The sequence below is a fragment of the Oligoflexus sp. genome (genome assembly GCF_035712445.1).
GTDB lineage: Bacteria > Bdellovibrionota_B > Oligoflexia > Oligoflexales > Oligoflexaceae > Oligoflexus.
This window is the reverse complement of record NZ_DASTAT010000071.1, coordinates 110550-130904: the sequence shown is the minus strand read 5'-3', so window position 1 is coordinate 130904 and position 20355 is coordinate 110550. Positions and strand designations below refer to the sequence as shown.

At 54.0% G+C, this 20355-nt stretch carries 17 protein-coding genes and 3 tRNA genes; 12 read left to right on the top strand and 8 right to left on the bottom strand.

Translation table 11 applies throughout. The features are described 5' to 3' along the window. The first annotated feature begins 44 nt into the window (after positions 1-44). Together VFO10_RS16300 and VFO10_RS16295 are read left to right on the top strand one after the other, a co-directional pair. Positions 45-2498, top strand: a complete 2454-nt coding sequence (locus VFO10_RS16300; RefSeq protein WP_325142022.1) for an ATP-dependent Clp protease ATP-binding subunit — start codon at positions 45-47, stop codon at positions 2496-2498. A gap of 163 nt (positions 2499-2661) precedes the next feature. After that, entirely contained in the window at positions 2662-3210 is a 549-nt protein-coding gene (locus tag VFO10_RS16295) for a hypothetical protein (protein ID WP_325142020.1), read from the top strand. Here VFO10_RS16295 and queA read toward each other — a convergent pair. The 3 genes from queA to VFO10_RS16280 all read right to left on the bottom strand — a co-directional run bounded on the left by queA (position 3207) and on the right by VFO10_RS16280 (position 7580). Further along, on the bottom strand, positions 3207-4316 hold the full coding sequence (gene queA, locus VFO10_RS16290; RefSeq protein ID WP_325142018.1) for a tRNA preQ1(34) S-adenosylmethionine ribosyltransferase-isomerase QueA: 1110 nt from the start codon (positions 4314-4316) through the stop codon (positions 3207-3209). The two genes, VFO10_RS16295 and queA, sit on opposite strands and share 4 nt — an antisense overlap. A gap of 85 nt (positions 4317-4401) precedes the next feature. After that, positions 4402-5469 carry a M14 family zinc carboxypeptidase gene (locus VFO10_RS16285; protein ID WP_325142017.1) on the bottom strand — a complete coding sequence of 356 codons (1068 nt, stop codon included), beginning with the start codon at positions 5467-5469 and terminating at the stop codon, positions 4402-4404. Between the two features lie 83 nt (positions 5470-5552). Further along, positions 5553-7580 carry a hypothetical protein gene (locus VFO10_RS16280; RefSeq protein ID WP_325142015.1) on the bottom strand — a complete coding sequence of 676 codons (2028 nt, stop codon included), beginning with the start codon at positions 7578-7580 and terminating at the stop codon, positions 5553-5555. Positions 7581-7748: 168 nt separating this feature from the next. On the opposite strand from VFO10_RS16280, the gene VFO10_RS16275 reads away from it, so the two are divergent. From VFO10_RS16275 to VFO10_RS16260, 4 genes are read left to right on the top strand one after another with little or no spacing between them, the layout of a single operon-like run. Further along, positions 7749-8567 carry a segregation and condensation protein A gene (locus VFO10_RS16275; protein WP_325142013.1) on the top strand — a complete coding sequence of 273 codons (819 nt, stop codon included), beginning with the start codon at positions 7749-7751 and terminating at the stop codon, positions 8565-8567. A gap of 2 nt (positions 8568-8569) precedes the next feature. After that, positions 8570-9661 carry an SMC-Scp complex subunit ScpB gene (scpB, locus tag VFO10_RS16270; protein ID WP_325142011.1) on the top strand — a complete coding sequence of 364 codons (1092 nt, stop codon included), beginning with the start codon at positions 8570-8572 and terminating at the stop codon, positions 9659-9661. Further along, complete coding sequence (locus VFO10_RS16265; protein WP_325142009.1) at positions 9597-10280, top strand: pseudouridine synthase; 684 nt, start codon at positions 9597-9599, stop codon at positions 10278-10280. Before scpB ends, VFO10_RS16265 begins: the two co-directional genes overlap by 65 nt. Positions 10281-10295: 15 nt before the next feature. Further along, on the top strand, positions 10296-11273 hold the full coding sequence (locus tag VFO10_RS16260) for a fumarylacetoacetate hydrolase family protein (protein WP_325142007.1): 978 nt from the start codon (positions 10296-10298) through the stop codon (positions 11271-11273). A gap of 60 nt (positions 11274-11333) precedes the next feature. On the opposite strand, the gene VFO10_RS16255 is transcribed toward VFO10_RS16260, so the two are convergent. Next, entirely contained in the window at positions 11334-11780 is a 447-nt protein-coding gene (locus tag VFO10_RS16255; RefSeq protein WP_325142005.1) for a hypothetical protein, read from the bottom strand. A gap of 631 nt (positions 11781-12411) precedes the next feature. Here VFO10_RS16255 and VFO10_RS16250 point away from each other — a divergent pair. Next, positions 12412-13596: a serine aminopeptidase domain-containing protein gene (locus VFO10_RS16250; protein ID WP_325142003.1), complete on the top strand. Its 1185-nt coding sequence runs from the start codon at positions 12412-12414 to the stop codon at positions 13594-13596. Positions 13597-13635: 39 nt separating this feature from the next. Here the strand turns inward: VFO10_RS16250 and VFO10_RS16245 are convergent, their stop codons facing one another. Then, entirely contained in the window at positions 13636-14649 is a 1014-nt protein-coding gene (locus VFO10_RS16245; protein WP_325142001.1) for an alpha/beta hydrolase, read from the bottom strand. 87 nt (positions 14650-14736) lie between these two features. On the opposite strand from VFO10_RS16245, the gene VFO10_RS16240 reads away from it, so the two are divergent. Then, entirely contained in the window at positions 14737-15729 is a 993-nt protein-coding gene (locus VFO10_RS16240) for a Gfo/Idh/MocA family protein (RefSeq protein WP_325141999.1), read from the top strand. Positions 15730-15731: 2 nt separating this feature from the next. Here the strand turns inward: VFO10_RS16240 and VFO10_RS16235 are convergent, their stop codons facing one another. The 3 genes from VFO10_RS16235 to VFO10_RS16225 form a co-directional block, all read right to left on the bottom strand. Then, a complete protein-coding gene (locus tag VFO10_RS16235) occupies positions 15732-16493 on the bottom strand; it encodes an SDR family NAD(P)-dependent oxidoreductase (protein ID WP_325141997.1) in 762 nt (253 codons plus the stop codon). After that, positions 16490-17395: a R3H domain-containing nucleic acid-binding protein gene (locus tag VFO10_RS16230; protein ID WP_325141995.1), complete on the bottom strand. Its 906-nt coding sequence runs from the start codon at positions 17393-17395 to the stop codon at positions 16490-16492. The genes VFO10_RS16235 and VFO10_RS16230 overlap by 4 nt, the downstream gene beginning before the upstream one ends. Positions 17396-17633: 238 nt before the next feature. Next, complete coding sequence (locus VFO10_RS16225; protein ID WP_325141994.1) at positions 17634-17954, bottom strand: hypothetical protein; 321 nt, start codon at positions 17952-17954, stop codon at positions 17634-17636. 180 nt (positions 17955-18134) lie between these two features. Here VFO10_RS16225 and VFO10_RS16220 point away from each other — a divergent pair. From VFO10_RS16220 to recN, 4 genes are all read left to right on the top strand, one after another. Further along, positions 18135-18207, top strand: a tRNA-Lys gene (locus VFO10_RS16220). A 14-nt stretch (positions 18208-18221) separates the two neighbouring features. Next, a tRNA-Glu gene (locus tag VFO10_RS16215) sits at positions 18222-18298 on the top strand. Positions 18299-18389: 91 nt separating this feature from the next. Continuing rightward, positions 18390-18465 (top strand) — tRNA-Thr (locus tag VFO10_RS16210). 105 nt (positions 18466-18570) lie between these two features. Then, on the top strand, positions 18571-20355 hold the full coding sequence (gene recN / locus VFO10_RS16205; protein ID WP_325141992.1) for a DNA repair protein RecN: 1785 nt from the start codon (positions 18571-18573) through the stop codon (positions 20353-20355).

Genomic DNA, 20355 nt, shown 5'->3' with positions numbered 1-20355 from the left:
GACCCCCGATTGCGGGGCTCACCTGTCCAAAGCCGGAGGCCAGCATGGTTCAGAGATTGCTGAAGATATCAACAGTGAAGGTTACGGAAGCTCTCCAAGCAGCACTGATGGAATATGCCAACCAGCGCAAGGCGGTGGTTGGTGCCGAAGGGCTGCTTATGGCCTTGCTTGATCAGAAGGATTCCATCGTCGTCAAAATCATTAACGAACTTGATCGCGACGCTGGGGAACTGCGTTCGGAGATGGTCGACCGGGCCATGGCCGCGATCAACGAGCTGCCCCAGTTCAGCCAGGGTCAGGTTGGACAGATTCGGATGACCAAGGATGTGGAGAATCTTTTTGAAGCTGCGGATCGTGAACGACGCCGCATGGGCGACACTTATATTTCGACCGGAGCCCTGTTTCTAGCTTGTTTTGATAGGACCGTTCCCGGAACCTCACGCATCCTGGAAGAGGTCGGGCTGCGTTATGAAGAATGTGCGCGTGTTCTTGACCAGATGCGCGGGAACCATAAAATCACGGATCGGGAAGAGGAATCCAGGCAAAGCGCCCTGGATGAATATACAAGCGATCTGACTGCCCTGGCGCGCAAGGGGGAGCTTGATCCGGTTATCGGCCGTGATGCCGAGATTGAAAGGGTGATTCAGATCCTTTCCCGTCGTAAAAAGAATAACCCTTTGCTGGTGGGTGAGCCGGGTGTCGGCAAGACCGTCATTGCCGAAGGTCTGGCCAACCGCATCGCCGCTGCGGATGTGCCCGAATATCTTTTGAATAAGAGAATTCTTTCGCTTGAGATCGCCACGCTGCTCGCGGGCGCGAAGATGCAGGGTGAATTTGAAGAGCGTCTGAAGAATATCCGTGATGAAGTGGTTGCTTCGTCCGGGGAAATCATCCTCTTCATTGACGAGATCCATACCGTGGTCGGTGCTGGTCGCGCCTCGGGTGCTCTGGATGCTTCGAACATGCTGAAGCCGGCTCTGGCACGTGGTCAGCTGCAGTGTATCGGAGCCACCACCAACCGTGAATATAAGCAGTACATCGAATTGGATAAGGCCCTGGCCCGGCGCTTTGAAGCCGTTCGTGTCGAAGAGCCCAGCGTCGAGGATACGATTAAAATCCTCAAGGGCATTCAGCCCAAATATGAAGAGCATCACCAGGTCCACTACACGGAAGACGCGCTGATCGCGGCCGCTGAACTTTCTCATCGTTACATCCAGGACCGCAGTCTTCCCGATAAGGCCATCGACCTTATCGACGAGGCCGGTGCGGTGAAACGCCTGAAAGTGATCTATACCCCGCCCGATCTTCGCAAACTGGAAAAGAAGCGCCAGGAGCTTTCCGAAGCCAAATCCCGTGCATTCAATGCCCAGGATTTCGAGCAGATGTCGCGCTTTCAGATGGAACTCGTTCAGCTCGAAACGGAAATGGAGCAGAAAAAAGCCGAATTCCAAAAGGAAAGAGGCCAGGAGGATCGCAGCGTCGACCGCGAAGACGTGGCCGCCGTCATCAGCAAAAAAACCGGCATCCCCCTCAATAAAATGGTGGCCACCGAAGTCGAGAAGATGCTCCACCTTGAAGAGCATCTGCAAAAACGGGTCATCGGACAAAACCATGCGATCCGATCCGTCTCGAACGCCATCCGCCGCAACCGTGCCGGGCTTCGTCGTCCCAATGTTCCGATCGCCTCGTTCCTTTTCCTCGGTCCAACAGGCGTTGGTAAGACAGAGCTTGCGAAGGCCATAGCCGCGGAAATCATGGACGACGAAAATCGCATCATTCGCATCGACATGTCCGAGTACATGGCCAAGCATGATGTCAGTAAACTGATCGGCTCGCCCCCCGGCTACGTCGGCTATGGCGAAGGCGGTCAGCTCACCGAAAAAGTGAAGCGCCAGCCCTATTCGGTTGTGCTTTTCGATGAATTCGAAAAAGCTCACCCTGATGTCTTCAATATCCTCCTTCAGATCCTCGATGAAGGCTGGCTCACCGATTCGGAAGGCCAGCGCGTAAGTTTCGCGAACTGTGTGATCATCGGCACCTCGAACATCGGCTCCGAAGTGATGTCCGACCGCCGCACACCGATCGGTATCGGGGCTCAGGTCAATGAGTGGTCCAAGGATCAGGAAACCAAGGAGATCTTCAAAATCGTCAAGGGCTTCCTGCGTCCTGAATTCATCAACCGCCTCGATGAGATCATTATTTTCAACCGCCTCGACAGCGACCAGTTCCGCGAGATCGTCGAGATCATGCTGAATGACCTCAGCAAACGTCTCGCCCGACTTCACGTCGAGCTGCAGGTCACCGATGCTGTCCGCGACGGCCTTGTGAAAAGCATCGACACCGCGAACTACGGTGCCCGGCCTTTGAAACGGAAAATGGAAGAAAAAATCGAAAACCCGATCGCCAGTCTTCTGATCAAAGACCGCGTGGAAACCCCGCGTGTGGCTTTCGTGGATTGGGTGGATGGCGATGCGCGGATCGACCTAAGGAAGAAATAGATCCAGGCCCTGGACGGAATCCGGGGCATATCTTACCCAGATGCCGGTATCCTGGGGCCGGCCGTGCAGCTTCCGCGTCAAGGAATTGGCTGACTTTTACACTGCCCGGCCCCGCGTTAGACTGATAACAGCAGCAAAAATCAGCTTGCGCATGAGGGGTTCTATGGCTGAGCAGTGGCTTTCCATAGTGGAGTACGCACGAACCTTTGCCGTTTCGGATATGACCGTCCGTCGCCGGATTAAAACCGGCAAGCTTCAGGCGGTCTTGAAGGAAGGCAAATATTATATTCCGGTAGGTCCGGGCACGGCCGCGGAGGCCGCAGAGTTCGCTGCGGCTGAAGCACGACAGGCGACGGAGCCCCAGCCTGTGATGCCGCTGGCAATTCCGGCGCCGGTCATCAAGGAGGAACCCGCAGTGATGCAGGCACCCCGACCTGGAGCCAGCTTCCGCACGCTACCTGGCAATATCAGCAGTAACCTTCAGAAACATGATAACACGCTGGTGGATACGCAGGCGCTTCTGCAGTTCTGCGAACACAGCGTGACTCGAATCAATTCCATCGAGCGTCATCTGCAGGAAAGCTTTCAACTGCGCCTCCAGAGTATGGAAGCGCAGGTCAAACTGAAAGACAATCAGATCGCCCAGCTCAAGCAGCAGGTCGAGGATCTGCAGATGCTGGTGAAGCTTATGGAACTCAACGCCGTCCGTTAATTCGGCAGCCAGAGAAGACTCGTGTCGCCGTAGCTCAGGAAACGATACTCCTGGGCCACCGCATTCCGATAAATATCCTGCATAGCCTCATAGCCTACCAACGCCGACACCAGCATCAAAAGCGAACTCTCCGGCTGATGAAAATTCGTCATAAGGCCGCTTATGGCCCAAGGCCGATGGATATCCTGGCGATGCCGCGGATAAAGGAAAAGCTGCGTCTCCTGCCACTGATCCAGCAGCGCCGCCGCACCCTCTTCACGCATACGCACGGCAAAGGATTCCAGGCAACGGAGCGTGGTTGTGCCCACGGCCACGATCGGCCGCTTTTCCGCCAGAGCCTTTTCAATCGCAGCAAAGCTATGCCGGCTGAGTCGATAGGTTTCGCGGTGCATCACATGCGCATCGAGTTCGTTCGATTTCACCGGCAGAAACGTTCCGCCGCCCACATGCAGGGTCACAGGCGCGGTTTCCACCCCGGCCTCACGCAACGCCTGCCACATCCTGTCATCAAAGTGCAAACCCGCAGTCGGAGCCGCCACCGATCCCTTTTCATTGGCATAGATCGTTTGATAACGATCGCGATCGGGACTTGACGGGGCGCTCAGCGCATCAGGCCGGGCAATATAAGGCGGCAAAGGAATATAGCCTTCCTTTTCCATCCAATCGTAAAAGGCCTCATGCTCCAGATTGAAGGACACTTCCAAATAAGGCTGCGCAGCATCCTGAATTCGGCGCTCCACCGTGGCCACACAACCGGCGCCTAAGGGAATGCTCAGCCCCTCATGAAGTTTCCGAAGCGGACGCCCCAAGGCTTCCCAGCGATTGCCCTGTCCACTCAAAGGCCGCATCAGCATGAGTTCGAGTCTGCCGCCATGCTGCGTCTGCGCGAGCAAGCGTCCCGGCAGCACGCGACTATCGTTATATAGAAGCAGCGTTCCCTTGGGCAGATGCTCCGGCAGATGGCGGAACATGCTGTGCTGCAGCTGGCCATCGGTATGATGAATCAAAAGACGTGATCCGCTGCGATCACTGAGCGGCGTTTGCGCGATCAGATGGTCAGGCAGATCATAGCGAAAGTCTTCAAGATTAAGAGGGGACTGGTCCATATTCTCTCGCAAAATTCGGCGGAATAGCCGGAATTAGGATCGAGAATATGGCATTAAAAAGCCTGGATCACAAGGGCCTTTAGGGTCAGCTGCGGTCCTTGGGTTTGATGGCCAAAGGTTCGTAATGACTATAGAATTTGAAAGTGTTGAGCTTGGCTTCCACGGATTTCTTGAACGGATATTCGATAGCCCCGAGCATTCCCGGCAGGAATTGGCCCCAGTATTCATCGACCTTTTTCGCGTCCGTGGTTTTAAGTTCCAGGGTAACTGTCGGAATATGCCGCTCATTTCCGGCAAAGTTCCCGAGCGATCCGGGATAGAAGGAATAATCGACGACCCGATAATTATTGGCCTTTTTGGAAATGGCCGCCGCCAGCTGCCGGGCCTGCGTTTCGGTAGGGGTCAGTGTGCTGGTTTTTTCATCGCCGGGGCCATCGTAATCGAGGAAACCCAAAGGCGCATGAATCGAGAGGATCTTATCCGGTTGAAAATCATCTATGAGGCGCACCTGAAAGATGGTTTCAAGTTCCGAATTCGGAAAATGCCCAGGGAAGTACGCAAGGTTTTTATTGCGACCCGACTGCCACCAGCTCAGGGATTTTTCATACCAATCGAGCGTGAAGAAATTGCGATTGGGATCGACGCCGCGCGCATTCGTGCGAATGGGCTTTTCGGAGAAAAATCCATCCGGATTGATCAGCGGCGCAATCACAACCTTCTGATCGGGTTTGATCAGTTCCGGATTTTCCATAAGATGCCGCGCCAGGCGAAAGCCCATGGGTACGGGCGTAACTTCGTTCGGATGAACAGCGCTGAGCAGCAGTGTCACATCCTTGCCCTTGCCAAAGGACGCATAGAGCAAAGGACGTTTTTCCACAGTCTGAATGCTCGCCTGCCATTTCACAGCGCCGCAGGGATCGGATTCCCAGCCGAACTTCCGAAACTGCAGACCGAGCTGCTTACAGAATTTGCCGACTTCGACTTCCTGCTCGGCTTCATCAAGGCGAAACTCGCGGCTGTTTTCGGGATTGATAGCCCCGGATTTGATATAGGCGCGCGCCAGAATCGGTGAATACTCGGCCGGATGTGCGAAACCCTGGCCACCAAGGCCCAGGCTTCCCGCTGCGAACAAAGTCAGACCCCATCTTTTCATAACGTTCCAGTCCTCGTGCTTCGTAGCAGGGAAAACACCGGTATCCCCAAGTTGTTCTATTATACTGTTCCGTCCCCGATTCTTCACCTCAGAGTGAAGAGGGGACGATTTTGATGCCGTCCATCCCAATTCGGAGCATTGGCCAGCCCCGCTTCCACAATTTCGAAGCGGCGGTCATCAAGTGCCCAAGGCAGGGTCTGACCGTGAACCGCGATCTTATGAAGGTTTTTCTGGGCCGGCAACCATTCAGCGAAGTCCGCCCAAAGATTTTTTGGGACCAGAACAAGACTAAGGCTCATGGCGCGATCCAGCAAGACGGACTGTAAATTTTTCTTGGGATCAAACGTTTGAATCAAGAGCAGTGGCGCGCCTTCGCAGGGCCGGGGCGGGACCATGCGGCCCTCACAGCGTAGTCCAAAGGCAGCATGTTCCAAAGCCAGATCCATTCCAAGGGGCAAGGGGCCAATCGGCTGCGTCGCCTCCTGGAGACTGCGTAGAAATCCTTCTTGAAACTCTGAAGCCTCAGGGTCCTCCAGCACGAAGAGTACACGACTCGACATGCAGCCCTTCTGCAAAAGACTGAAGGCGTCCTTCCAAAGGCCGATGATTCCGCCTTTTTTATGTATGAGGGAAACCGTAAGTGAGCTGCCAAAACCGTGAATCGGAACAGGGCACACGGCCTGAACAGCGGCAATGGTTTCATCGGAACCATAAAGAAGGACAGCGTCCACATCGGGCATCGGATCCACACCGATGCGCTGCGGCGCGGCCCAGCTCGTAAAACCACCCAAAGGCGCAAGCCGCTTTTGCATCCAAAGCACCAGCGGATCATCAGGGCGTGCGCGAAGATGCAGCTCAAGTCCAAGCACGGTCCCGAGGAGGATGGGATAAAGCCAGGCAAAGTTATGAGACTCTGGAGGAATGATCAGCCAGCGCGCAGGGCAGGCCGAGCCGCGTGCGACCTCAGCCGCGCTGATCCACTCATCAACTGTGGCTGGCAGACTGTAAGCAAGATCCTCGCGCAACCATTCCGCAGCCTTGGTGTGATGAAGTTCGGTCTTCCAGAGAGCCCAGAATTCAGGATCACTGCGAAGATCATGCGCGATCGCATGAACAGCTGCCGCCCGTGTTTTCGAAATGGGATCCTTCATCGTGCGACCCGAGGGACCCGATGCCATCGGCAGGGTTCGTTCCCCCGCAATCTGCTCCGCGAGCATCGAGCAACCCTTCAAAGGGCTCATGGGAACCCGCCCCAAAAGTTGAAAGGCCCCATCCGCACGCACTCGGGCCATATCCTCCGTTCGAATGGGAAAGGGATAATCAAGGCGCCAGGCATCATGCACCACAAGAGTCCCTTCACCGGACGCCTGGGCATGACTCAGTCGATCATAAACCGAGACAGCGATCGAAGATGGAAAACGGAACCAGCGTTCATCGAGGGTCAGCTCGGGACCATCAGGCTCGGCGACGTAATCATAAGCCTGCGTGGCCAGCTCGCACATTCCATATTCACTGATGATGCGATTGCGCGGGACACCCAGATGCTCGGAAATTAAAGTGTAAAGTTCCTCACGCGTGACCGAACGCGAGCGGCCCTTGGTTCCACCCGTTTCAATCACGACGCTGCCTTCCGGTAAACGGAGGCGCACACCATCATCCGCAAGATTCACAAAATGAAAAGCTGTACCAAAGATCCAGATTGGCTTTTCTGGAACAGGTCCGGTTCCGTCCCAATATTCAAGCCGATGCTCATCACCAATCCACGCGACCATCTGCGCAAGGCTTGAATCAGGCCATTCCTTCACGCTGGGTATCAGGCTCAAACCAGAAACCGCATGGATGTCCGTAAAAAAATGCCGCAAAATATCCTGAAACGCCGCCACCGAAAGGCGTCTATAGTTTTCCAAACCGGCTTTTGAAAAATGGCTCTGCGAACGGTCCGCGCGCGTCGTGCCGCTCGACAGAAAGGTTCGCGCCACAGGACCCGCGATCAGATTTCGCAGTTCGTCCGCATGCAGTTTGAAAAACTCAATAGGGAGCAAAGCCGCTGTTCCATAGGTGGCTTTCAAAGCGTCCGTGGCCAGGGGCAGATTATTTTTCAGGGTTTCCATGCGTCATCCTCCCGGATCTGCAGCTTATGCCAGTCCAGGCGTCCGCTGTAAACGCCCAAATGGGGCCCAGGATGGGTCCCCACCACGTGCTATCCAAAGTCCCAGCTTTTCGCTAGAATCTCCAGATTGTTTAGAACCGGCTCAACGAAAGCGCCAGGGACTCAGGGCATGACGACGCAGTATTACCTAAAACTTGAGCAATTCGAGGGGCCTCTCGATCTTCTTTTGCACCTGATCCGGGTGAACGAAATCGACATTTTCAACATTGATATCTTCAAGCTCACCCAGCAGTACCTCGCGTATCTGCGGATCCTGCGCTACGATGACTTGGCTGATGCCGGCGAATTTATCGAAATGGCCGCGACCCTGATCGAAATCAAAACGAAGATGCTGCTGCCCGGCCAGGAAAGTCAGGATGAAGCCGGCCTTCTGAACGAGGACGACCCGCGCTACAACCTGCAGGAGCGCCTCCTTCAGTACGAAACCTTTAAAAAAGTTGCCGAATATCTGTCGGTCAAACCGCAGTTCGGCGTGCAGATCCGTTCGTCGATGGAATGGCAACGACTGACACCGCTTTATGAAAGCATTGAAGCGCCTTTGGTTGGGGATCCGACCTCGCTCATCGTGCTGTATGAACAGATGCTGCGCGATCTGGCCGAACGCAAGCCAGCCGCGCGTCACGAAGCGAAGATGCACCAGGTGACGGTCGAGGAGAAAATCATCGAGCTGGGTCGCATCATCAGTAACGTAAATTTTGCGCTGTTCCAGGGCTTTTACAAAACCTTCCAGTCGCGCTATGAACTGGTCGTTTATATCCTGGCCACGCTGGAGCTGGCCAAGGCCCAGACGGTGAAGATCTACCAGGAGGAGTTGAACGGACCTCTCTGGCTTTATCGCAGCGATCTCGACGCCAATCAGCTGCCTTTGCAGGTGAAAGGCGTGGACCGCCCTCGTTTGGCAGAACCGCCTGAAATGGATGGAGTATGAGCATGGATGATCCGAAGCCCGAGAGTCTTTTTGAAGACGAGGACTTCCCCGAGGATAATGCGGACGACCAGGAAAGCGCCGCGGCATCCGATGCGCCTGAGCTGATCCTGGACGCCAATCCCGGCGGGGAATCGAAGGATGGGCTCATGCGTTGGGACGAGGCTCTGACCCTGGAAGGTCAGGTCGAAGCCATACTCTTTGCAGCTCCGAAACCGCTTTCGGTCACGGATATCTCAGAAATCCTTGCGGATGAAGACGGCAATCCGGGAGACACGGCGGAAATCGAGCGCGTGATTCAAAACCTTTTGCGCCTTTATCGCGAACGCAACGGCGGTTTTCGTCTGGAACATGACAAGGGCGTCGGCTTTCAATTCCGCACCGTTCCTGCCGCCGCGCCTTTGATGGAGCGCATGTTTTCGCAAAGGCAAAGACCTTTGTCGCGTGCGGCTTTGGAAACTCTTTCCATCATTGCCTATCGGCAACCCGTGACGCGCGCGGATATCGAAGCGATCCGCGGCGTCGATGCGGGCAGTATCATCAAAAACCTTCTCGATCGCGAGCTGATCAGCTGCGTGGGCCGCAAAGAGGATTCAGGCCGGCCGATGATGTTTGGCACCAGCCCTGAATTTCTGCGGGTTTTCCGCATCAATAGCCTCGATGATCTGCCGCCGCTTTCCGCGTTCCAGCCCGCACCCGAAACCATGGCCGAAGCGGAGAACCGCCTCGATCTGGGTGAGGAGGTCGATGTCGATGAATTCATGGATGATCCTGAGTCGGACGCTCCGACCGTGTCAGAGGGACTGGTTGAAAGCGCCGACGAGGGCGATTTTGCTGACATCAAAGTCAATTTTCAGGTAAGAGAGCAGCTTGAAATGCAAGGCGACGAACCGACTGCACCAGAGGAGCAGCCGCGCGTCGGCGCCCGCTTTGATGCGAAAGGTTTTGACGACGATGAGCCAGGACAAGTTGATCCGGATACAGAAGTGGCTTTCCCAGCTGGGACTGGCCTCGCGCCGCGAGGCGGAGAGGATGCTGACGGAGGGGAGAATCTCGATCAACGGCAAGATCGTGAAAGAACTCGGGACGAGGATTGATCCCGATCAGGACCAGGTGACTGTCGATGGTCGTCTGGTTTCCGAGCGTCCGCCTCTTGTTTACTGGATGCTGAACAAACCCGATCTGTGCCTGACCAGCCGTGCGCGTGAAGAAGGGAAAGCGACCATCTACGATCTGCCTTCCCTGCGTCAGGTGAAGTTTCTTCTTTACCCTGTCGGCCGCCTTGATTATCGCACGGAGGGGCTGCTGCTTCTTTCCAATGATGGTGAACTCGTCCATCGCTTGACCCATCCCAGCTTTAAAGTTCCGCGCACCTACCAGGTGTTGGTGCAGAAGCGCCTTACCGATGAAGAGGAAGGCAAGCTTCGCCGTGGCGTCACGCTTGATGATGGCGCGACGCAGGGTGTGGATCTGCAGTTTATTCAAACGGTGGACATGGGACAAAGCCGTGGCGCCTGGTATATGATCACGGTCCGTGAGGGGCGCAACCGACTGGTACGGCGTCTTTTCGAGCATTTGGATAACAAGGTCGTTAAACTTTTGCGTTACAGTTATGGCGATCTGCATTTGCCCGAGAGTCTGAAACCGGGTGAGTACCGCCAGCTCACGTCGCAGGAAATTCAATCGCTGAAGAATGCTGTTGGTTTGAAGGATTAAATCCACGGGGGAATCATGAAATTCGGCACACGCGATAACGGAACACGAGATGGAGAACTGATGGTCGTCAGCCGGGATCTGCAGCGCTGTCTGCCGGCCGGGCCTGAAGTGAACTCTTTGCAGGAAGCGCTGGATCATTGGGACGAGGCGCTGCCGCATCTGAAGAATATTGCGGATATGCTGGAGAAGGATGCCCAGCTCGGTTCGAAGACCAGCGATCAGACCTGGCGTTCGCCGTTGCCGCGGGCTTATGAATGGATTGATGGCTCGGCTTATATCAATCACGTGGTTTTGGTACGGAAGGCGCGCGGGGCGAATCCTCCTGAGACTTTGCGCACGGATCCTTTGATTTATCAGGGTGGGTCCGGGATTTTCCTGGGGCCCAAGGATAATATTCCGCTCGCGGATACCGCGTGGGGCTGTGATTTTGAGTCGGAAGTTGCCGTGGTTTTGGGTGATGTGCCGCAGGGGACGAAGAAGGCGGAGGCGGAGAAGTATATTCGCCTTGTGATGATTGTGAATGATGTTTCTTTGCGGAATTTGATTCCTGCGGAACTGGAAAAAGGTTTCGGGTTCTTCCAGTCGAAGCCGGCTTCTGCCTTTGCTCCCTTCGCTGTGACCCCGGATGAACTGGGTTCGTTCTGGAAAGAGGGCCGGGTCCACCTGCCTCTTAAAACCTGGCTCAACGGAAACCTCTTCGGTGACCCCAACGCTGGCCCTGAGATGCATTTCTCCTTCCACGATCTGATCGCCCACATCGCGAAAACCCGGTCCTATACCGCTGGCACCATCCTTGGCAGCGGAACCGTCTCGAACGAAGACCGCAGCCGCGGCTCGTCGTGCCTGGCTGAAAAGCGGATGATTGAGAAGATTGATAACGGAACGATGACCACACCTTTCCTCCAATATGGAGACCGTGTGGAAATCGAGATGTTTGATAATGGTGGGAAGAGTATCTTCGGTCGGATTGAGCAGACCGTCACACCTATGTAAATCGAAAGTGTGGTATGCTCGCTGCGTGCCGCATCTCGCGGGGCTTGCGCCCCGCTTATCTCACGCCACATCCTTCGGAAACGGCAACTTGCCTTTTTCCAGCCAGTAGCTTGTTCGATTCTGCGCTGTCTCTATCGTATCTTCAAAATCGAAAATGATTCGTGGGAGCTTATCCTTCAGACAATAGCTTTCCGTATAAGGAACCATGCCATCACCTTTTTTCCATTTTGTGATGGTGGAACGATCAACTTTGATCAGTTCTGCGATCTTTGCCATGCTGATCTCAGCCGTCTGAGCTAAATGTTCCAGCTCGTCAAAGGTTAAAGCCTGCTCTTTGTCCGCTAGAATTGTTGCGGCTACTGCCTTCATCATATCGTGGACTTTTCCGTAGGTGATGACCCATTTTCCAATGGGACTTCTTTCCAGCGCAACATTTTGAAAGATATAAGTCTTTGATCCGATCTTCATCTTGTACTCTTTTAAGAATTTTTCATCATGTGCATTCATGGTATCCATCCTTCTGGTGCATGCAGGCCATTGCGCTTTCTCGATCCCGAAGAATCCTGCCAGGATTAGGATTCTGTCCATCGTAAAAGCATGCGATTTCTGCCGCTAGAAACCTTCTGTAACCGCTCTCGCTGAAACTGTAGTTCTGCTTTGAATAATACGCACGAAAAACCATGTACTGCCCAGCGTCTTGATATTCTTCCATCAGCCACGCTACCAAATAGCAAACATCAAAATCCCCGTGTCGCCGAAAATATCGAAAGCCGATAGGCTCGCCTAAAGCCAAAATCCAACCAACAGAGTTGAGAGCTCGTTGATACCTTCCATCCCGATCATCTCTGACATGTGATCCATCGAGGGATATCATAGGCCTCGACGCTCTCAAGTCATTCCAAACGTCCTTCCACATCTAATGCCCCTGGAATTATCGGAGACCGCGTTGAAAATTTCAACGAAATATATATAACACTTTGTTTATAATAAGAAAATTAGAAATGATTTTTACGTCTAATCGGCTTGATTTCTGGGCCTGCGGAATCCCGTTAAGAATAAGTTGACCGGCTTTGCCCGCCCCCTTACGATAGATCCATCCCAACCAATTGTTTTCGATACTTGAGAGAGGATTCTGTGCATGAAGAATCTGTGGCTGTTAGCTATTTGTCTCGGCTTCTGGAGTTGTAAGACAACTCAATCCAAAATGAGTGCGGTGGAGGACCAGGATACCGCCATCCAGCGTATGGAAAACGCGACCGTGAAGAAACTGTGGCTTGATCATATCAAGGATGAGACTGATAGAAAAAATTCGAGTGGTAAGGCCATTAGACCGGATTGCATGCCACGGTTCTATCCACATAATGAGAGTATGCCGCGCAAAGGCATGGTTATGTTCTTTCATGGCTTCACCGCGTGCCCTCAGCAGTATTTTGATATCGCGGACATTCTGTCTGCTGAAGGCTTCGACGTTTTCCTGCCGTTGATGCCAGGGCAAGGTCGGGTAGAGTCGGGGAAGAAGGATCACTTGGAAGACCTGCCCTCCAAAACCACCGGGGAAATTTATGCGAACGGTTCCAAGCAGCATCCGCGATATATAAAATTCGTTGAACAAATGAATGCCATAGCAGCGGCAAGTACTGGCATCAAAGCTCTTGCCGGTCTATCTGGTGGTGGAGGATTGGCAACTGGTGCCGCTGTGATGGGTCAGACGGCGAACGGAAATGTCTGGAGCCGTGTTCTTCTCTATGCTCCCTACTATCAAAATCCAAGCGTAAACAAAGTTCTTGCCGATGTCGTTGGATTCTTCAACCCCGGTGTGACAACCGATTGGGGTGAAGCCTGTCGCATGAATCGGGCACGTATAAACGGACGCGCGGGTTACTGTTCAGTCAATGTAGGAGCAACTCAGGCCATGGTTCATTACGGAGAGGAAGCCGCTGCAGCGATTAAGCAGGTTCGGATTCCTATACAGTTCGTCGTGACAGAAATGGATCCGACTGCTGACAATCAAGCTATTTTCAGGGCCTTCAGTAATGCAAATAATGCCCGTGTCTGCACTTATCCCAAAGGCGTTCCCCATTCCTTAATCAATCCGAATAAAGACCTTATTCCAGATGATGGTGACCCTCAGCTTGCGAAGGTCAGGGACAAGAATATTCCCTCCGGTCCACCTTATGAATGGGTTGATGCCCTTAACGGCGATTCTGTTAGATTTCTGACCACTGGCGAGTGGTTCCCTGTTTCTGGCGAATCGGAAATAGAGCAGAAGTATGGCAACACTTTCCCAATGTGCAATCCTTCAAAGCTTACCACTATGCCCTGAGTGAATAGTCCTCCGACTGCTTCGGAGGACAGTCCTTGATCAACTCCCTAGAAAATGACTCAATGCATCGAAATAAACTTGAAACTGCTCCACCTGCGGCATATGCCCCGCTTCTCTGATTTCCACCAAACTCGCCTTTGGTATCGCCCGAGCCGCCTTCCGTCCCAGCTCCGGATAGTTGCCAAGCGACTCCCGAATGGAAGCCGGCGCGCGGGCTTTGCCGATGGCTGTTCGGTCGCGTTGTCCGATGATGAGAAGGGTAGGGGTTTGGATGTTGCCGAATTCATAGAGCACGGGTTGCGTGAAGATCATATCGGAAGTGAGGGCGGAGACGTAGGCGACCTTGGGATAATCGGGATGCCGAGTCCAGCCGGCGAGCACTTCGATCAGACTCTCGTACTCGGGTTTCCATTGACCGGCAAAGTATGCGGTTTTTTGATACTCGCGGATGCTTTCTTCCGTGGATTTTAATTCGGCTGCATAGGTTTCATCGATGGTTGCATAGGGCACAACAGTTTTCCAATCTTCAAGACCGATGGGATTCACAAGGGCAAGTTTTTCAACCCGCGACGGGTATTGAAGCGTAAAACGGGTCGCCAGCATCCCGCCCATCGAATGACCGACGACGGAAACTTTGTCGATTTTCAGATGAGTTAAAAGCTGCTCCGTTAAAGCCGCGAGCTGCGAAAAACTATACTGATAAGCCTCCGGCTTCGAAGACTTCCCAAACCCAATCTGATCCGGCACAACCACCCGAAAACCTTGATTCACCAAAGCCGCAATCGTCGGCTCCCAATAAAATCCGGCAAAGTTCTTCCCATGCAAAAGCACAACAGTCTTCCCATTCGGCTTCCCAGGTTCCGCCAGCATATAGGCCATCCGCAGCTTCTGCCGCTGACTCTCCACCTCAAAAAACTGCACAGGCCGCGGGTAATCAAAACCACTCAGTTCTGCATCATAGGCCTTCTCTGCCGCTGAATTCCCAGTATGTGAACAGCCCGTCACCATAAGGGCGATAAAAAGTGAAAGCCACATTTTCATAAGGGTATTCATGGAGCATCCTTTCCTAAAGTTTCCCGCCGGGCAATTGTGGTGTAGAAACAACAGCCTGACAACTCCGTTTCACACATGGGGGAATTTATGCCAATCACTCCTTTAATCCTGGGAACAGGTCGTGCGGGCCAGGCCATTGCCAAAAGCCTCGCGTGTCTGAAAGTCATGTATCCCGAGCTGGATCTTGAAATGCCCGTTTGGCTTGAACGCTCGGCACTGCTGGTCAGCGAAAGGGACAAATACGAGCAGCCTCTTCTCTGCATTGCCAACCCCCACGGTCTGCATGCAGCCTCCATACTGGAAGCTGATCGCGTGCGATACCCGGCGATCCTTTGTGAAAAACCAGCCTGCGTGAACCTTCAGGAGCTGGATTTTTTAAGAGGCGTCACCAGCCCGACCGCGGTGCTGCACGTCTATAGGCAGACCTGGGGCATCCAAAAGCTCAAGCGTATGATCAAGGAAGGAAACTTTGGCGACATCATTTCCATAGAAGGCCGTTACTGGCAAGCTTCAACAGCCGAACGCGCGCTGGCGAAGAAAGTCGGAGCCCCCAGCTGGAAGGATGATACGCGCCTTTCGGGTGAATACGATGTCTACCTTGATATCGCCACCCACTGGGTCGACGCTGTCAGCTTTCTCTTTGGCGAAGCCCCCGAAAGGATTTCCGGCTGGCGCTCGTTCATCAATGCGGATTCACCGCATCGGGACTCGCATGTGCAGCTCACCGTTCATTATCCCAATTCCGGACGGGCCTTCGGCTCCATTTCCAAAGCGGTCCATGGTTCCACCAATCACTTCGAGGTCAACGTTCTGGGCTCTTTACTTGCGGCCACCTGGAAATTCGAGCAACCGGACGAAATCTTCATCGGCGAAGGCCGCGACCGCAGAGTCTTGACCCGCAAGGAATCGACGCAAGGATCCCATAATCCACCGCATCACGGCATGGGCTGGCTCGAAGGCTATATTGAAATTATCGGGAATTTAATCAGACATGCATTCAAAGGAGAAACCCACCCTTACCCCGAGCTCCAGGAAACCTTAAGAAACCTGGAGCCCATGCTGCGGGCGGAATGGCAGTAGCATCAGGATTCGCGGTGCACTTTATATACGCTCGCCTGCGCAGTCGGCATCACGACGATGCTATCTATATTCACATGCGGCGGACGGGAGGTCATGAAGTGCACGCATTCAGCAATATCACGGCCATTCAGGGGCACAAGGCCCTTATAAACCTGCTTGGCCTTATCCTTATCACCACGGAAGCGCACGATGGAAAACTCGGTCTCCACCATTCCAGGATCCACCGTGGAAACCCGGATGCCCGTGCCGTTGAGCTCATGCTTCAGAACTCCGGTCAACGCCTTGACCCCGAATTTACTGGCACAATAAGCCCCACCATTTTCATAAGGCTGATGACCGGCGATCGACCCGATCATCACGATGTGACCAGAACCCTGCTTTTTAAACACAGGAATCAAGGCCTGGGTCACGCGCATCACGCCCAGGACGTTCGTATCGAGGATGGTCTCCCAATCCTCCACACGGCCGGTTTCCACCGGCTCCAGACCGATCACAAGACCGGCATTGTTCACCAGGACATCCAAGCGACTATGCTTTTCCTCTGCCGATTTCACCCAGGCATGAACGGACTCACGGGAACGAACATCAAGGGGCAGGCTTAAAACGGAGGCGGCACCTTTGTCTTTCAGAACACTTTCCAGCGCCTTCAGCTTGTCCAGCCGGCGGGCTCCCAATACAAGATGGCAGCCTTGCTCCGCGTAAACCAGCGCCAGCGCCTCGCCGATGCCCGACGATGCGCCTGTAATGCAAACGACCGAAGTCATGTATTGTCCTCTTGCTCCGTCTTCTCGCGCGTTACAACGACAGCGCGCTGCATGCCTTCCCCAGTGGAAAAGGAATGGAAGCCTTCGGCAACCGCTTTTTTATGCTGCAAACGACGGAAGAAACTGTTGGATGGATCGAGTTTGATTTCGGCCAATGTGGGATTGCTGCGCAGTTCATCCACGGCCACACGCACCGCTTCCAGAGCTGCTCTTTCCTGATCGGCGTGACTGCCGCCCGCTTTGATGGGGCTATTTCCAGGCTCACGACGTGGTCCGCGCGGACCGCGATCCCTATCACCACCCTGACCGCGCTCATGACGGTCACGACCGCCCTGCTGAGGTCTTCCGCCCTGACCACCACCGCTACGACGTGGGGGACCTTTATCACCAGGACGTCCACGGCGTTGGAAAGGCGTATAACGACCCACGGGAGGGCGACTGCCGACTTCCCAGGTCTGCTCTTCTTTTTTTACGAAAACCCAACGCAGGTAGGTCTTAAAGTGCGAGGAAAAGTTCGGCAGGAGCTGATCCAGGTGCCGATCTATGGTTTCCCAGACGGCGTTATTGTCGCTCGCCTGCAACGCATCTGCTGTATTCTGACTGTCGGCGCCGGCCAGGATCTTCAGATCCAGACAGAAAAATACGGCGGGTGCTGTCAGATTGCCGATATTTTCCATGGTCATGCTGCGATCTTCAACCAGCGAGGGGAACTGCTCGACATACCATTTCAGGCAGGCCTCAATCTGCTGTCCAAGATCACCCAAGTCACGAAAGTTATCCCGTTCACCATCCAAAAAGAGTACGCCGTGAGGCCATCTTTGAGGGCCCATGGCTTTGCCGGGCAAGGCTTTGCAGGTCTGTTCATATTCGAAGCAGGAATAGAGGAAGTAGTCCAACTTCAAGGTACTTGGTTTGTAATTCGATTGTGTCGTACTAATGGCAGCACCCTACTGTGAAATGAAAGATAGACGCGTCGCAGGTAAGTCGTCGAGGCTGACGTCGCGGACTGCGACTGCACTGTGGCCCGGGGCCGAGCTGCAGCGTATATGGTGAAAATTATAACAAGATTCCGGCAAAAGGTAATCGTGAAAAAATATCCAGACGGACATCCTTCAGTCTGACGGAATTGCACATATAGGTTCAATAGGCCAGGCGTCTTGCCAAACTCAAGACTCGGGAGCTGACCTGCGATAATTCTTCCACTTCAGTCCACTGATCTGTGTCGCGCTGCATAGTATAAGCCATGAGTTCATGCTCGCCTTCAAAGGCGTCGATGATGGACTCAATCGCTTCTTTCCACGCCGGCGTGTTTTCCTGCGAGGCCCGCAGTTGGTCGGCGGCCTTGCGAAGATCAGCGACCGCGTCATTTTCCTTTTGTCGCTCCAAGAGGGGACACAGTTTATCAATAGCGGAAATAAGGTCGCTATTTGTGGTTACGCGGTTTCTTTTGATGATCGTCATGCGGCGCTTACTTTCTCTCGAACAGGGCTGACTTGCTCTACGTAGGTGGGGCCATACTAGGAGAAACCGGCCTAAAAATCAACTTTCGTGAGCCTGCAAATTAATTGGAAAAATAAGTTGACACAAAAACAGTGCGACTGTAGATAGTTAACTCCCTAGCGCAAGACGTTAGGCAAGTGAGGGCTCTTAGCTCAGTTGGTAGAGCAGCACACTTTTAATGTGCGGGTCGCTGGTTCGAATCCAGCAGGGCTCACTTTTTTCTCCCTGGTCCCCATCGTCTAGCTGGCCCAGGACACCGCCCTTTCACGGCGGTAACAGGGGTTCGAATCCCCTTGGGGACGCCATTCCGCTCTTTCTTTTTTTCTGGTTTCTGAGCACAATAGGAATGAACAATCATAGCGCCTTCAGGCGCATTGCCTGTTTCCTTTGTCAAAAGCCATCGTAGCTCAGTTGGTAGAGCAGCTGATTCGTAATCAGCAGGTCGTGGGTTCAAGTCCCGTCGATGGCTCCACTCCCCATTCAAAACACCCATACATTTGTAAAAGTCACTGGACAAGCTCAAAGAGCTTGGAGACATTGTGGGAAGTTCGTCCGCTCTTCCACGGAGTTTTTTCCGATGATTACCCAGTTGTCCATCCGCGGTCTTGCCATTATCGAAGAACTGCATATCGAATTTTCCCCACAGCTCAACGTCATCACGGGCGAGACAGGTGCTGGCAAATCCATATTGATCAAAGCCCTTCATTTCCTGCTTGGCGCGAAAGCTGATCCCGATGTGATTCGGCGCGGTTTTCCGCGAGCCCATGTGTCCGCATCCTTTCTTTTGCCCAAAACTCATGGCTGCGTCGAAGTCCTCGACGCCCACGGCATCTGGCATGATGATCAGGACCTGACCGAACTCATTATTCGGCGGGAAATCGCCCAAAAAGGCCGCTCGCAGGCCTGGGTGAATGATCAGCCGATCACGCTCTCGCTATTGAAGGAGCTCGGCGCCACGCTGATCGACATTTATGGCCAGCATGAAAACCATCGCATGCTCGATCCTCACACGCATCTGGATTACATAGATGAATTCGTTGGCGATCAGGGCCTTCGGAACAAGGTTCAGGCCGCCATGCAGCAGGCCCACCAGATTCTGCAGGACCTGCGCAAACGACTGGAACAGTATCAGACCCGCCGTCGCGAGCAGGATTATCTGCAGTTCCGTTTTGATGAACTGGCCCGCTTCGGCCCGAGCCTTGAGGACTACGAGCGCACGATCAAGCTCTGCGAGGAATCCAGCGTGGTTCTTTCCCAGCAGAAAGTCTTCGATCAGGCGCAGAGAATCTGTGATGAAGGCTATAACGGTCGCGCACTGACATCGGCTCTGCAGGAACTGCAAAGACTCCTGGAAGTCCCCGCTGAAAAGCTCCAGGACGCCTCGCTCCAGGCGAGCCTTGCGCAGCTGAATGAACTCAGCACCGTGCTCGACGAACTGAGCTACGGCATAGGCCGCGCGGTATCCCGCCATTCGCTGGATGAAGAGGAAATCGAGGAACTGCAGGGACGCCTCGCCGGTTACCAGAGCCTTCTCAGAAAACACTCCGTTCGCACCGTTGAAGAAATCATGACCGAATATGAGCGTCTGGAGACGGAATTATCCTTCGTTCAGCAGGGCCCTGAGGCCATGGCCGAGGCTCTCGACAAGCTGAAGAAACTTCTGAATGAAGCCGATGAATACGCCCATAAGCTTTCTGCAGCCCGGAAAGAAGCCGCTCAGCGTGCGGTCCAGGCGGTGGTCAGCGAGCTTCATGATCTGAATATGAAGGGCGCTCGGATCGACTTCGATTTTCAGGAGGTGCAAAACACCATTCCTGACCTGGACATCGCCGACATCGACGCCGCTCTGGTGGATGACTGGCAGCATTGCGCAAGCATCCTGACGGAAACGAGCAAACTCGGTCGTGAGCGCGGTCAGTTCCTGCTGTCCGCCAACCCGGGTGAAGGCCTGAAACCCTTGGCCAAGGTCGCGTCAGGTGGTGAGATCTCGCGCATCATGCTCGGCTTTAAAAAGGCTTTGGCCATGGGCGCCAACACCTGCGTCATGGTTTTCGATGAAATAGATACCGGGATCTCCGGGCACACGGCGCATATCGTTGGCAAAAAGCTCAAGGAACTGTCCACCACCTTTCAGGTGATCTGCATCTCGCACCTGCCGCAGGTGGCGGCTTATGGGGATGCTCACTTCCTTGTGCAAAAAGCCCAGAAAGGCGAGTCCACCGAATCGCAGATTTTGCGTTTGAATCGTAAGGCCAGTGAAGAGGAAATCGCCCGTCTTCTGTCCGGCGATCAGGTGACCAATTCCAGTCTTACGCATGCCCGTCAGCTCATCAAGGCCGCACGGGATCGTGTGGCCCAGTGA